This window comes from Mycobacterium sp. IS-1556, from assembly GCF_001499985.1.
Lineage (GTDB): Bacteria > Actinomycetota > Actinomycetes > Mycobacteriales > Mycobacteriaceae > Mycobacterium.
Genome location: NZ_LQIM01000001.1, coordinates 327,660 through 341,829 on the forward strand (window position 1 = coordinate 327,660; position 14,170 = coordinate 341,829).

The 14,170-nt window shown below is 68.6% G+C and carries 12 protein-coding genes and 1 tRNA gene; 7 read left to right on the top strand and 6 right to left on the bottom strand.

Annotation, left to right across the window (positions count from 1 at the left end; genetic code table 11):
* Positions 1 to 99 precede the first annotated feature (99 nt).
* The 4 genes from AU187_RS01600 to AU187_RS01615 form a co-directional block, all read right to left on the bottom strand.
* A complete protein-coding gene (locus AU187_RS01600) occupies positions 100 to 579 on the bottom strand; it encodes a nitroreductase family deazaflavin-dependent oxidoreductase (protein WP_059100560.1) in 480 nt (159 codons plus the stop codon).
* Between the two features lie 4 nt (positions 580 to 583).
* Positions 584 to 1,084, bottom strand: a complete 501-nt coding sequence (locus tag AU187_RS01605; protein WP_059100559.1) for a pyridoxamine 5'-phosphate oxidase family protein — start codon at positions 1,082 to 1,084, stop codon at positions 584 to 586.
* 52 nt (positions 1,085 to 1,136) lie between these two features.
* Positions 1,137 to 2,324 carry a DUF7373 family lipoprotein gene (locus tag AU187_RS01610; RefSeq protein WP_059100558.1) on the bottom strand — a complete coding sequence of 396 codons (1,188 nt, stop codon included), beginning with the start codon at positions 2,322 to 2,324 and terminating at the stop codon, positions 1,137 to 1,139.
* A gap of 140 nt (positions 2,325 to 2,464) precedes the next feature.
* A tRNA-Leu gene (locus AU187_RS01615) sits at positions 2,465 to 2,547 on the bottom strand.
* Between the two features lie 259 nt (positions 2,548 to 2,806).
* Between AU187_RS01615 and AU187_RS01620 the strand changes: the two genes are divergently transcribed.
* The 7 genes from AU187_RS01620 (at position 2,807) to pknB (ending at position 12,593) form a co-directional block, all read left to right on the top strand.
* Positions 2,807 to 4,261, top strand: a complete 1,455-nt coding sequence (locus tag AU187_RS01620) for an FhaA domain-containing protein (protein ID WP_059100542.1) — start codon at positions 2,807 to 2,809, stop codon at positions 4,259 to 4,261.
* Between the two features lie 142 nt (positions 4,262 to 4,403).
* Complete coding sequence (locus AU187_RS01625; RefSeq protein WP_059100541.1) at positions 4,404 to 4,871, top strand: FHA domain-containing protein FhaB/FipA; 468 nt, start codon at positions 4,404 to 4,406, stop codon at positions 4,869 to 4,871.
* Positions 4,868 to 6,433 (top strand): PP2C family protein-serine/threonine phosphatase, encoded by a 1,566-nt coding sequence (locus AU187_RS01630; protein WP_059100540.1) that lies wholly within the window; start codon positions 4,868 to 4,870, stop codon positions 6,431 to 6,433. Before AU187_RS01625 ends, AU187_RS01630 begins: the two co-directional genes overlap by 4 nt.
* Positions 6,430 to 7,842: an FtsW/RodA/SpoVE family cell cycle protein gene (locus AU187_RS01635; protein ID WP_059100539.1), complete on the top strand. Its 1,413-nt coding sequence runs from the start codon at positions 6,430 to 6,432 to the stop codon at positions 7,840 to 7,842. The genes AU187_RS01630 and AU187_RS01635 overlap by 4 nt, the downstream gene beginning before the upstream one ends.
* Positions 7,839 to 9,314: a D,D-transpeptidase PbpA gene (gene pbpA / locus AU187_RS01640; protein ID WP_059100538.1), complete on the top strand. Its 1,476-nt coding sequence runs from the start codon at positions 7,839 to 7,841 to the stop codon at positions 9,312 to 9,314. Before AU187_RS01635 ends, pbpA begins: the two co-directional genes overlap by 4 nt.
* A gap of 61 nt (positions 9,315 to 9,375) precedes the next feature.
* The gene (locus AU187_RS01645; RefSeq protein ID WP_059100537.1) at positions 9,376 to 10,719 is read left to right on the top strand and encodes a protein kinase domain-containing protein; all 1,344 of its coding nucleotides are present in this window, start codon (positions 9,376 to 9,378) and stop codon (positions 10,717 to 10,719) included.
* On the top strand, positions 10,716 to 12,593 hold the full coding sequence (gene pknB / locus AU187_RS01650; RefSeq protein WP_059100536.1) for a Stk1 family PASTA domain-containing Ser/Thr kinase: 1,878 nt from the start codon (positions 10,716 to 10,718) through the stop codon (positions 12,591 to 12,593). Before AU187_RS01645 ends, pknB begins: the two co-directional genes overlap by 4 nt.
* Here pknB and AU187_RS01655 read toward each other — a convergent pair.
* Positions 12,571 to 13,251, bottom strand: a complete 681-nt coding sequence (locus AU187_RS01655) for an aminodeoxychorismate/anthranilate synthase component II (RefSeq protein ID WP_059100535.1) — start codon at positions 13,249 to 13,251, stop codon at positions 12,571 to 12,573. The two genes, pknB and AU187_RS01655, sit on opposite strands and share 23 nt — an antisense overlap.
* A 67-nt stretch (positions 13,252 to 13,318) precedes the next feature.
* Positions 13,319 to 14,101, bottom strand: a complete 783-nt coding sequence (locus AU187_RS01660) for a DUF881 domain-containing protein (RefSeq protein WP_082683682.1) — start codon at positions 14,099 to 14,101, stop codon at positions 13,319 to 13,321.
* Between the last annotated feature and the right edge of the window lie 69 nt (positions 14,102 to 14,170).

A 14,170-nucleotide genomic window follows, 5' to 3' on the forward strand; every position in this document is an offset into this window, starting at 1 on the left:
GACGGATTGGGTCGGCGCTGGGCTGCACCTGGTCCGTTGGCTACCCGGCGTGTGGGGGCAGACGAACACGTCTCCGATGTGAGATGGATCGCAATCGCGTCAGCGCGGCTGCAGGATGATCACCGGGATCTCGCGAGCGGCCCAGGACTGGTAGGTGTCGAAATCGGCGTACGCCTCGACCAGCTTCGGCCACAGCCGGGCCCGCTGCTCAGGGGTGGCGGTCAGCGCGCGCACCGGTCGCCGCTCCGAGCCGATCTCGATGTGGGCCTCCGGGTTGGCCACGAGGTTGCGGTACCACTGCGGGTCCGTGTCGCGGCCACCCTGCGAGGCGACGACGATCACGTCATCTCCATCGTGGATGTACACCAGCGGGGACACCAGCCGCTTGCCGGACTTACGGCCGATGTGCTCGAGCAGCAGGGTCGGCACCGGCTTCTTGAACCCGGCCCCCACGCGCCAGTTCGCGCCGATCTTTCCTCCGGAGCGGCGATACACCCAAACATGCGCCTTGCCCGCGTACTTCATGATCTTGGAGACGACGGGCGAGTTCAGCTGCTTGGGCTTGTTGTTCGGGTCCATGCGCTCAACCTAGATACTGCGCCGTGCTGCCGCCCAGCGGCATGGCCGGCATCCCGAGCTTGCGATGGTCCCAGCTGCGGGTCCGGATCGGTGCCACCCGTACACAGATCCGGTTGTTCATCATCTGGTCGACGAACGGGCGCATCTCATCGGAGTACGGTCCGGTGTAGCGCTCCCAGACGCTGATGCCAACGCGCAGTGCGGTTTCCGGGTCATCGACGATCTCGGCCCGGCCGTCGATCGAGACGCCGCGCAGGGTGTCGTAGGTGTGGCCGTCCTCGATCATCACGGTCACCGTCGGGTTGCGACGCAGGTTCACCGCCTTCTGCGACTTGGCCTTCGTCTCGAACCAGATCTCGCCGTCGAGCACGGCGTACCACATCGCGACCAGGTGCGGCCGCCCGTCGGGCAGCACGGTCGCCATCGTGGCGGTGCGGCTGCGTTCGATGAATTCGCCGATCTCGTCGTCGGACATGACGATCTTCGCGCGCTCGTTCTTGCCCACGATCGAAATACTGTCAGGTCGCGGGAGCGGCCACCGTCACGGGGATGCCGTATCAGCTACTCATCAACATGATGTACTGCGCGGCGGTCATCTGCTGCGTGGCCAGCAGGGTCGGAGCGCTCGTCTCGATCGCGTACCGGTCGGCCGTCGCCAGGCAGTAGAAGGTCTCGTCGGTCATCCGCAGGCAGCGGCTGCCGGGCATGTTCGGCACCGGGTTGGCGGGCTGTGCGATCGGTGACACCTCAGCGAAGAACTCATCGACGACGCCCTCGGCGCCGTCGGCGTCCTCGGCCCGGTAGACGCTGGAGCCGGCCATCGCGACGAGGTCAACTCCGGTGTCGGAGAACAGCTTCGCCGAGCGCACGGGGTCGGATTGGAAGTGCAGGGCGCCGCGCCGTTCGTAAGTCGTGTTCTTGGTGAACGTCAGATCCCGGCCGTCGAGCGGGATCGTCCGGGCCAGCAGCCCGGTGGGATCGATCGAGATGTCGGCGAGCTCGCTCAAGTCCGTGGCGCGGAAGTCGTCGATCGCCGGCGTTTGCAGCTCGATGCTTTTCGCCACCAGCTTGGCCGCGGCGTCGACGCCGGCGGTTGCCTGCGCCTGCTGCATCAAGACGTACGGGCCGTGCGCGGTGAACGAGCGCACCGCGCCGAACGACCCGATCGTCCGATCACTCGCGGTGTAACTGGTCGCCCGCGCCTCCGGATGTCCCGGGATCTCCAGTGTCGCCGGTCCGTCGGCACCTTGCTGCTGCGCCGCCGCCTCGCCCAGGTCGGTGGCCGCGGCTGCCGCAGCGTCGTCGTCGGCGAAGCGCAGCACCGCATTGAGCAACACCCGGCGCTTCTTCTCGGTGCGCACCGTGGCGAAGCCGGTGACGAAGTCGTGCCGGGCCGCCGCCCCGGCGAGGTTCATCGGGCCGATCAGCGCGAGAGCCTCCGCGCGCGGCAGCACCACCGCGCCGAAGCCGAATCCGTCCTTCAATGCGGAATCGACTTCCCACGGTCCGACGACATAATCGGCGAGCCGCTGGCCCTCGAGCACCGCACCCAGCATCGGGTCACCGGCGACGCCCAGCGGTTGCCTCGGTGTCGTCGGGAACCGACCCGGGTCCAGCCGATCGAAATCCAGCGTGGGCCCCGACGGTCCGCCGGTGGCTTTGATCGCCGCCCCCTCGACGGTGGACGTACACGCCGTTGCGAGCAGCGCGACTACGAAAACAAGGGCGAGAATTGCGTGCCGCATTCAGGCGAAATTACCCGCCCCGGCAGAAACCGCGGTTCAGGCATGCCGGTGGGTGTCGAGGTACTTGCGTTCGGCGCCCAAACACCAAAGGCCACGACCTCTTTCGAGTTCGCGACCTTCAGCCCCTGCAGTTCGTTTTGTGGGCGAAGGGGGACTTGAACCCCCACGTCCCGAAGGACACTGGCACCTGAAGCCAGCGCGTCTGCCATTCCGCCACTCGCCCCAACAACCGGGGGAGCCTATCACGCACGGCGCCCCGCTCCCCAACCGTACCGGCGGCACCGCAGAGCTTGGTCACGCGCCTGGACCGATCGTGATTCATACGGTCTGAGCTGGATTGATCCGATTCTCAGAATTCTGTTGGTCCCGCAGCGCGGCGCTGGGCCGATACCATGCACATGAGCATTGTGGCCAGGCGACACGCTGGGCATCCGTGCCGATGAGCAGGACGAACGAAACGACCGAGTGAGGCGGGCGGTGACATGGGTCTAGTCGACCGCATCGAGCGCAAGCTCGAGTCGACGGTCGGTGACGCTTTCGCCCGGGTGTTCGGCGGTTCGATAGTTCCGCAGGAAGTCGAGGCGATGCTCCGCCGGGAAGCCGACACCGGTGCGCGGGAAGTGCTCGGCGGCCAGGTTTTGGCCCCGAACGCCTACGTCATTACCCTCAGTGTGCCTGACTATCAGAAGGTGAGCGCCGACCCAGACCTCACATCAGCGACTTTTGCCAAGCACTTGGAGGGATACATCCGTGAGCAGGGATGGCAAACGTATGGTGATGTTGTCGTCAGGTTCGAAGAATCATCCACCCTGCACACCGGACAGTTTCGCGCGCGTGGAGCGGTCAATCCCGACTCGACCACTGGCGAACCCGCCCCACCACCTCGAGTACGTGTGTCCAGCGCAGAATCAGGAGTACCACCGATGAGCGACAATCCGACCTACCGCGGCGGCCAGGGGCCGGGCCGGCCAGCCGACGAGTATTACGACGAGCGGTACGGCCGTCCGGACGACCGCGGTCAGTATCCCCCGCAGGAGCAAGGCGGCTACCCGCCCCAGGGTGACCCCTACCCGCCGCGTCAGGGCGGCTACCCCGACCAGGGCGGCTATCCAGAGCAGCAGGGCGGCTACCCGGAACAGGGCGGCTATTCCGACCAAGGCTATCCACCGCCGTCGTACGAACAACGGCCTCCCGGCGGCGGGTACGGCCCGCCGCAGGGCGGTTACCCGGATCAGGGCTATCGCCAGGCACCCGGCGGCTACGGTCCGCCACAAGGTGGGCAGCCGGGCTATGGCGGTCCTCCCGCCGGTGACTACGACTACGGCCGCTCGCCGGCGCCGGGCCGTCACGAAGAGGGTGGTTATGGCCGGCCCGAGCCACGGCCCACGTATCCGGATCAGGGCGGCTACCCCGACCAGGGTGGCTATCCCGACCAAGGCGGCTATCCCGACCAGGGCGGCTACGGCGGTCAGCCGTACGGCCGCCAAGACCAGGGTTACGGCGCCCCGCCGGACTACGGCCGCTACGGCGACGCGCCGGCCGCCGGTTACGCCGAGCCCGCGGGTGGCTACGAGCCCGCGGGTGGCTACGACTACGGCCAGCAGGGCGGCTACGGCGCCGGCTACGGCCAGTCCGACTACGCCGCCGGCGGCGCCACCGTCACGCTGCAGCTCGACGACGGCAGCGGCCGGACCTACCAGCTACGCGAGGGCACGAACGTGATCGGCCGCGGCCAGGACGCCCAGTTCCGGCTGCCCGACACCGGGGTGTCGCGACGCCACCTGGAGATCCGCTGGGACGGACAGGTCGCGCTGCTGTCCGATCTGAACTCCACGAACGGCACCACCGTGAACAACGCGCCGGTGCAGGAGTGGCAGCTCGCAGACGGCGACGTGATCCGGCTGGGCCACTCCGAGATCATCGTCCGCGTGCACTGAGCACCGAGGCCGGCCGCGGCCGGGGCGCGAAGCTCGTCGCTTCCCGCTCATGTCGGTGACCGTCCAAGTATCGTGACGGTGCCGAGGCCGGCTGCGCGGTGCCGACGCAACGAGAACGGGACGGGGACGGAGAGGACGTCAGATGCAGGGGTTGGTACTGCAACTGACGCGCGTCGGATTCCTGTTGCTGCTATGGCTGTTCATCTGGTCAGTGCTCAGAATTCTGCGCACAGATCTCTACGCGCCCACCGGTGCCGTCATGGTGCGCCGTGGGCTGCCGCTGCGGGCCTCGCTGCTGCCCAACCGGGGCCGTCGTAACGTGGCGCGGCATCTGGTGGTCACCGAGGGCGCGCTGGCCGGGACCCGCATCACGCTGGGCAGCCAGCCGGTGTTGATCGGGCGCGCCGACGATTCGACCCTGGTACTCACCGACGACTACGCCTCGACCCGGCACGCCCGCCTGTCGCCTCGAGGTTCGGAGTGGTACGTCGAGGACCTAGGATCGACCAACGGCACATACCTCGACAGGGCGAAGGTGACGACGGCGGTACGCGTTCCGATGGGCACGCCGGTTCGGATCGGCAAGACGGTAATCGAGCTGCGCCCGTGACACTGGTGCTTCGCTATGCCGCGCGCAGCGACCGCGGCCTGGTCCGGGCGAACAACGAGGACTCCGTCTACGCCGGTGCGCGACTGCTCGCACTTGCCGACGGGATGGGCGGCCACGCCGCCGGCGAGGTCGCCTCCCAGTTGGTGATCGCCGCGCTGGCCCACCTCGATGACGACGAGCCCGGCGGCGACCTGTTGTCCAAGCTCGACGCCGCGGTCCGCGAAGGCAATTCGGCGATCGCCGCGCACGTCGAGGCCGACCCCGAGCTCGAGGGCATGGGCACCACGTTGACCGCAATCCTGTTCGCGGGCAACCGGCTTGGGTTGGTGCACATCGGCGACTCCCGGGGCTATCTCCTGCGCGACGGTGAGCTGACCCAGATCACCAAGGACGACACTTTCGTCCAGACTCTCGTCGACGAGGGCCGCATCACCGCGGAAGAGGCGCACAGCCATCCGCAGCGGTCGCTGATCATGCGCGCGCTGACCGGTCATGAGGTGGAGCCCACGCTGATCATGCGTGAGGCGCGCGCCGGCGACCGCTATCTGCTGTGCTCCGACGGGCTCTCCGATCCGGTCAGCCACGACACCATCCTCGAGGCACTGCAGATTCCCGATGTGGCCGAAAGCGCCGACCGGCTCATCGAATTGGCGCTGCGCGGCGGCGGACCCGACAACGTCACCGTCGTGGTGGCCGACGTCGTCGACTACGACTACGGGCAGACCCAGCCGATCCTGGCCGGTGCGGTGTCCGGCGACGACGACCAGCCCCCGCCCAATACCGCAGCTGGTCGAGCGTCGGCGTTCAACCCGCGCCGCAACGAAGCCAAACGCGTTCAACCGGAACCGGAGGAACCGCCGCGGCCGCCCAAGTCGCGGCGGCGAATGTTCATCGCCGCCGTTCTGCTGGTGTTGGCGGTACTGGCCGGGTTGGCTGTCGGCCGGGAGATCATCCGCAACAACTTCTACGTCGCCGCCCACAACGGCACCGTGTCGATCATGCGAGGGGTGCCCGGATCGATCCTCGGCTATTCGTTGCAGGAGCCGTACCGACAGGGCTGCTTGACCGAACGCAACGGCCTGAACCTCATCAGCCCCGGACAGCAGCCGCGCGACTGCCAGATCTTTCGGGTCAGCGATCTGAAGCAGTCCGAACAACGGCAGGTCATCGCCGGGCTGCCGACCGGATCCGAAGACCAGGCCATCAGCCAGATCAACCAGCTGGCACGCGATTCGCTGCTTCCGATCTGCGCGCCGCCTCCGCCGCCGCCTCGCACCAGTGAGACGCCGCACAGCCCAGCACCGACGAATTCGCCTGGCGTACCGAACAATCCGCCGACCCGCGGTGAAACCGGCGCCCCGGCGCCCGAGACGCCGCGAACGGTGACGCCACCCCCGCCGGAACCGAGGTCGCCTGCTCCGCAACCGGAACCAGGTGCACCGTCACAGCCGGGCGACCCGTCACCGCCCGCGTCGTCGCCCAAGCCGCCACCGGCACCGACGGTCACCGCGTTGCCCCCGCCGCCGCCGGAACCGGGCACCAACTGCCGGGAAGTGGCATGACCACCCAGCCGCAGTCCGCCGTCGCCGTTACGCCGCCACTTCCCAACCGGCGCAACGCCGAACTGCTCCTGCTCGGCTTCGCGGCCGTCATCACCACTCTCGCGCTGCTGCTCGTCGAGGCCAACCAGGAGAAGGGGCTGCACTGGGATCTCGCGCAGTACACCGTCGCGTATCTGGCGTTGTTCAGCGGTGCGCACCTCGCGGTGCGACGTTTCGCCCCGTACGCCGATCCCCTTCTTTTGCCGGTGGTCGCGCTGCTGAACGGGTTGGGACTGGTGATGATTCACCGCCTCGACCTCGGATCCGGCGAGCTGAGGCAGGACGGCTTGGGCGGCACCGCCAACCAACAGATGCTGTGGACCCTGCTCGGGGTCATCGGGTTCTCGCTGATCGTGATCTTCCTGCGCGACCACCGGCTGCTGTCCCGCTACGGCTATCTGTGTGGGCTAAGCGGCCTGATTCTGTTGGCCATTCCGGCAGTGCTGCCCCGCTCGGTGTCGGAGCAGAACGGTGCCAAGATCTGGATTGAGTTCCCGGGCTTCTCGATTCAGCCCGCCGAGTTCTCGAAGATCCTGCTGCTGATCTTCTTCGCTGCGGTGCTGGTGTCCAAGCGCAACGTCTTCACCAGTGCGGGCAAGCACGTTCTCGGCATGGATCTCCCCCGGCCCCGCGACCTCGCGCCGCTTCTCGCCGCCTGGATCGCCTCGGTCGGGGTGATGATCTTCGAGAAGGACCTCGGCACCTCGCTGCTGCTGTACGCGTCGTTTCTGGTGCTGGTCTACGCCGCCACTGACCGGCTCAGCTGGGTCGTCATCGGCCTCGCCCTGTTCGCAGCGGGAAGCATTGCCGCATACCACCTTTTCGATCACGTCCAGGTCCGCGTGCAGACCTGGCTGGACCCGTTCGCCGACCCCGACGGCGCGGGTTACCAGATGGTGCAGTCGCTGTTCAGTTTTGCGACCGGAGGGATCTTCGGCACCGGTCTTGGCAATGGTCAACCCGCCACTGTGCCCGCCGCATCAACCGATTTCATCATCGCGGCCATCGGCGAGGAACTCGGCCTGGTGGGCCTGGCCGCGGTGCTGATGCTCTACACGATCGTCATCATCCGGGGCCTGCGCACCGCGATCGCCGTGCGTGACAGCTTCGGGAAGTTGCTCGCCGCGGGCCTGGCCTCGACGCTGGCGCTGCAGTTGTTCATCGTCGGCGGCGGTGTCACCAACCTGATTCCGCTGACCGGCCTGACGACGCCCTGGATGTCCTACGGAGGGTCTTCGCTGCTGGCGAACTACCTGCTGCTCGCCATCCTGGTGCGCATCTCGCATTCGGCCCGGCGCCCCATTGTCACCGCACCGCAGACCCCGACCCCGATCGCGGCGGCCGGCACCGAGGTGATCGAGAAGGTATGAACACCTCGCTGCGCCGCATCGCCGTCTCGGTTATGGCCCTGATCGTGCTGCTGCTCGCCAACGCCACCCTCACGCAGGTGTTCACCGCTGACGGGTTGCGCTCCGATCCGCGCAACCAGCGCGTGCTGCTCGACGAGTACTCCCGGCAGCGCGGGCAGATCTCCGCGGGTGGCCAGTTGCTGGCCTACTCGGTGTCGACCAACGGTCGGTTCCGGTTCCTGCGGGTGTATCCCAATCCCCAGGCCTACGCGCCGGTGACGGGCTTCTACTCGCTGCAGTACTCGAGCACCGGCCTGGAGCGCGCCGAGGACTCCATCCTCAACGGCTCCGACGAACGGTTGTTCGGCCGGCGGCTCGCCGACTTCTTCACCGGCCGCGACCCGCGCGGCGGAAACGTCGACACCACGATCAATCCGCAGGTGCAGCGCGCGGCCTGGGAGGCGATGGAGGACGGTTGCGACGGGGGGTGCCATGGTTCGGTGGTGGCCATCGAGCCCTCGACGGGCAAGATCCTGGCGATGGTCTCGGCGCCGTCCTACGACCCGAACCTGCTGGCCACCCACAACATGGCCGCCCAGACGGAAGCCTGGCAGCGGCTGCGCGACGACCCCGAGTCTCCGCTGCTGAACCGCGCGATCTCCGAGACGTACCCGCCGGGGTCGACCTTCAAGGTGATCACCACCGCGGCGGCCCTGCAGCGGGGCGCCACGGTGGACACCCAGCTCACCGCCGAACCGCGAATCCCGTTGCCGGACAGCACCGCAACGTTGGAGAACTTCGGCGGCGCGTCCTGCGGCGGGGGCCCCACCGCGTCGCTTCGGGAGGCCTTCGCCAGGTCGTGCAACACCGCGTTCGTCCAGTTGGGCATCGACACCGGCGCCGACGCGCTGCGGTCGACGGCCCGCGGGTTCGGCCTCGACGCGCCCGCGCCGATGATCCCGCTTCAGGTGGTCGAGTCGAGCGTCGGCCCGATCGCCGACGCCGCCGCGCTCGGCATGTCGAGTATCGGCCAGAAAGACGTCGCGCTCACTCCGCTGCAGAACGCCCAGGTCGCCGCGACCATCGCCAACGGTGGGGTGGCGATGCGGCCCTATCTCGTGGATAGCCTGAAGGGACCCGACCTCTCGAACATCGCTACGACGGCTCCGCAGGAAGAGCGCCGGGCGGTGTCGCAGCAGGTCGCCGATACACTTACGGACTTGATGGTCGCCGCCGAGCAGGTGACGCAGCAGAAGGGAGCCATCGCCGGCGTGCAGATCGCATCCAAGACCGGCACAGCGGAGCACGGCACCGACCCGCGTAACACCCCTCCGCATGCCTGGTACATCGCCTTCGCCCCGGCACAGGCCCCCAAGGTCGCGGTCGCGGTGCTGGTCGAAAACGGCGGTAACCGGCTGTCGGCGACGGGCGGGGCGCTCGCCGCGCCGATCGGCCGGGCCACGATAGCCGCCGCCCTGCGGGAGGGCTCATGAGCGACGCTCGCGAGCCAATCATGGGCGCAGCATGCGGCGACCGAGCCAGCGAGGGGGTCGCATGAGCCCCCGCGTCGGAGTGACGTTGTCCGGGCGCTACCGGTTGCAGCGGTTGATCGCCACCGGCGGCATGGGCCAGGTGTGGGAGGCGGTGGACTCCCGGCTGGGCCGGCGGGTCGCGGTGAAGGTGCTCAAGGCCGAGTACTCCACCGACCCCGAGTTCGTCGAGCGGTTCCGCGCGGAGGCCCGCACGGTCGCCATGCTCAACCATCCCGGCATCGCCAGCGTGTACGACTACGGCGAGACCGACATGGACGGCGAGGGTCGCACCGCCTACCTGGTGATGGAACTGGTCAACGGCGAACCGCTGAACTCGGTGCTCAAACGGACCGGCCGGCTGTCGCTGCGCCATGCGCTCGACATGCTCGAGCAGACGGGACGCGCGCTGCAGGTCGCCCACACCGCGGGCCTGGTGCACCGCGACGTGAAGCCGGGCAACATCCTGATCACCCCGACCGGTCAGGTCAAGCTCACCGACTTCGGCATCGCCAAGGCCGTCGACGCCGCGCCGGTGACGCAGACCGGCATGGTGATGGGCACCGCGCAGTACATCGCGCCCGAGCAGGCGCTGGGTCATGACGCCACCGCCGCCAGCGACGTGTATGCGCTGGGAGTTGTTGGCTACGAGTCGGTTTCGGGCAAGCGTCCGTTCACCGGCGACGGTGCGCTGACGGTGGCGATGAAGCACATCAAGGAGACGCCGCCGCCGCTGCCCGCCGATCTGCCGCCCAATGTGCGCGAACTGATCGAGATCACCCTGGTCAAGAACCCCGGTATGCGGTATCGCTCCGGCGGGGCATTCGCCGACGCGGTCGCCGCGGTGCGGTCCGGACGGCGCCCACCGCGACCGAACGCCGCGCCGTCGATCGGCCGGGCCGCGCCCACCGCCGTGCCGTCGGCCACTCAGGCCCGCGCCGCCGCCGACATGACCGGTCGCGCCCCGGCCACCGCCGCGCGCCCACGCCCGGCAACCGGTAGCCACCGCCCGCCGCCGCCGCGGCGCACGTTCTCGTCGGGCCAGCGCGCGCTGTTGTGGGCCGCGGGGGTGCTGGGGGCGCTCGCGATCATCATCGCGATCCTCATCGTGCTCAACGCTCAGGACCGCCAGGACAAGCAGACGCCGCCACCGACGATCACCAACACCATCACCGAGACCACCCCGTACGAGTCGCCGGCGGCGCTACCGGATCGGACCGGGCGCGGGGGCGAAGTTGATGGTGAGGAAGAATCAGGGGTAACCACACCGCAGGCGATGGCGCCACCGGCACGGGCGCTGGTGCTGCCGTCGACCCCGGCACAGGAGCTGGACCTGCGACTTTCGGCTCCAGAACAGACATCGCAATGACGACCCCGCAACACCTGTCCGACCGCTACGAGCTCGGCGAGATCCTCGGCTTCGGTGGCATGTCCGAAGTCCATCTCGCACGCGACACGCGCCTGCATCGCGACGTCGCAATCAAGGTGCTGCGCGCCGACCTCGCCCGCGATCCGAGCTTCTATCTGCGTTTCCGCCGCGAAGCGCAGAACGCGGCCGCCTTGAACCACCCTGCGATCGTCGCGGTCTACGACACCGGCGAGGCCGAGACGCCGAGCGGTCCGCTGCCCTACATCGTGATGGAGTACGTCGACGGGGTGACGCTGCGCGACATCGTGCACAGCGACGGTCCGATGGAACCGCGGCGGGCCATCGAGGTGATCGCCGACGCCTGCCAGGCGCTGAACTTCAGCCACCAGCACGGGATCATCCACCGCGACGTCAAGCCGGCCAACATCATGATCAGCAAGACCGGCGCGGTGAAGGTGATGGACTTCGGGATCGCCCGCGCACTGGCCGACGCCAACAGCGTCACGCAGACCGCCGCGGTGATCGGCACCGCGCAGTACCTGTCGCCCGAGCAGGCCCGCGGCGAAAAGGTCGACGCGCGTTCCGACGTCTACTCGCTGGGCTGTGTGCTCTACGAAATCCTCACCGGGGAGCCACCTTTCATCGGTGACTCCCCCGTCGCGGTGGCCTACCAACACGTCCGCGAGGACCCCATTCCGCCGTCGCAACGGCACAATGACATCACCCCGGAACTGGACGCCGTGGTGCTCAAGTCGCTGGCGAAGAACCCCGACAACCGGTACCAGACAGCCGCGGAGATGCGCGCCGATCTGGTCCGGGTGCATAGCGGCGAGCAACCGGACGCCCCGAAGGTGTTCACCGACGCCGACCGCAACTCGCTGTTGTCGGCGCCGCCCAGTCATGAGCGCACCGAGCCGATCGAGCCGGCCCCGATGCCGCAGCCGCGCGAGTACGCCGAGCGGGAGCGGCGCGGCTCCGTCGGGCGGTGGCTGGCCGCGGTCGCGGTACTGGCCGTGCTCACCGTGGTGGTGACGGTCGCGATCAACATGTTCGGCGGCGACACCCGCGCCGTCGAAGTGCCCGACGTGAGCGGCCAGCCGTCGGCGGATGCGATCGCCGAACTGCAGAACCGTGGCTTCAAGACGCGCACCCAGCAGCGGCCCGACTCCACGGTGCCGCCCGACCACGTCATCAGCACCGATCCCAGCGCCGACACGTCGGTCGAGGCCGGTGAAGAAATCACCATCAACGTCTCCACCGGTCCGCAGCAGCGGGAGATACCCGACGTCAAGAACCTGACGTACGCCGAGGCGGCGCAGAAGCTGACCGAGGCGGGTTTCGAGAAGTTCAAGCCGTCGTCGTCGCCGTCGACGCCGGAGCTCAAGGACCGGGTCCTCGGCACGAATCCGCCCGCGAATCAGACCTCGGCGATCACCAACGAGATCACCATCATCGTGGGCTCGGGACCCGAAAGCCGCACGGTGCCCAACGTCGCGAACCAGTCAGAGGCCTCCGCGCGGCAGATTCTGACCGCAGCCGGGTTCACCAACGTGGTGCCGGTCCAGGTCGACAGCCCCGAACCCTGCGGACAGGTCATCGGCACCCTGCCGCCCGCCGGACAGGATTCCCCGGTGGACGCCCCGGTTCAGTTGCAGCAGTCCGCCTGCAATCAGTTCCTGATGCCCGACCTGCGCGGAATGTTCTGGGTGGATGCCGAACCGCGGCTGCGGGCGCTGGGGTGGACGGGTTCCTTGGACAAGGGCGCCGACGTGCCGAACAGCGGCCAGCGGGCCAACGCGGTCGTCACTCAGAGTCCGGCGCCGGGCGCCAGCGTGGACTTCGGCGCGACGATCACGCTGAGTTTCGCGTCGTAGCGGCCGCGCGCTGCACGGCGCTCGAGACCTCGTCCTCCAACCGCCGGACCAGCGACTCGGCGGGCGCCGCGCCGCAGTAGCCGAGCCAGTTGGCCAGCATGCGGTGCCCACCCTCGGTGAGGATCGACTCGGGATGGAACTGCACACCGTGGATCGGCAACGCGACGTGCCGCACGCCCATGATGACGCCCCCTTCGGTGCGAGCGGTCACCTCCAATTCGGCGGGCACCGTGTCGGGCAGAATCGTCAGCGAGTGGTACCTGGTCGCGGTGAACGGATCCGGAAGTCCTTGCAGCACACCGGAATTGGTGTGATGAACGACGCTGGTCTTACCGTGTAGCAGTTCGGGAGCGCGGTCGACCGTGCCGCCGAAGGCCACCCCGATCGCCTGGTGGCCGAGGCACACGCCCAGCAGCGGGGTCTCGGCCGCCGCGCACGCCTTGACGAGGGGGATGGACGCGCCGGCCCGCTCCGGCGTACCCGGACCGGGGCTGAGCAGCACCCCGTCGAACTCGTCGGCGGCCGTCGCGATGTCGGCGCCGGTGCCCAGGCGGTCGTCGTCGTTGCGCCAGACCTGCGCGTGCACTCCGAGCTGACCCAGGTACTGCACCAGGTTGAACACGAAGCTGTCGTAGTTGTCGACCACCAGGACCTGCATCAGCCCAGGTTACTGGGTGCGATTTCGGTGTACTTCGTCGCGGCTCGCGCCACCTACGACACCGAAGTCACCATCCGATCGGCCCCGCCGGCTTCGCGAACTTCATCCGGACGGGTTCGGTGTACCCGACGAGTTCGACCTCGGCGCGCGGCTCTTCGGAGTACCCCAACCCGAAGCGCACCACGTACTGCCGATAGAGCTTGACCAGGGGAGCGGCCGCCAACGCCGCCTGCATGGCAGCCGCATCGCCGATCGCGGTGATCACGTAGGGCGGGCTGTAGGTGCGCCCGTTGAGCAGCAGGGTGTTACCGACGCACCGTGGCGCGGACGTGCCGATGATCCGCTGGTCCTGCATCTGGATGCCCTCCGCGCCGGCGCTCCACAGCGCGTTGAGTACCGCGTCGATGTCCTGCTGGTGCACCACCAGGTCGTCGGGGGAGGCGTCGCGGGGGAACCGGCCCTCGGCGTCGCGCTGGGCGTCGTTGAGGGTGACGACGAGGCCGGGCCCGCGCATCGGGTCCAGCCCGGCGACGGTCGCCAACCGCGAAGCGCGCGCGGTGATGGCGGTCAGGGCCGCGTCGGCGCGGGGGCTGCCTCCGTGGTGGCTCTCCATCGCCGTCGCGAGGGAGTCCCGTTCGGCGCCGAGTCGGTCCACCGACTGCTGGGTCTCCCGGACGAGGTCGACCAGCCGCGGGGCGTCACTGCGCCGAATGTCGTCGCCACCGGAGACTCCGTGGGTGGTTGCGAGCAGAAGTCCCGCCAGCAGACAGATCACCGGCACGCCGTACCGCCACAGGCCCGCGCGAGGCGTGGGCCCTCGCGTCCCGCGACCACGCACCGACCGTTGCATCCCCGCTACCCGGCTTCCCTGACTCTGCTGTGGCGGACCTACGTTAGGCTCGTATCTACATCGTCGCAC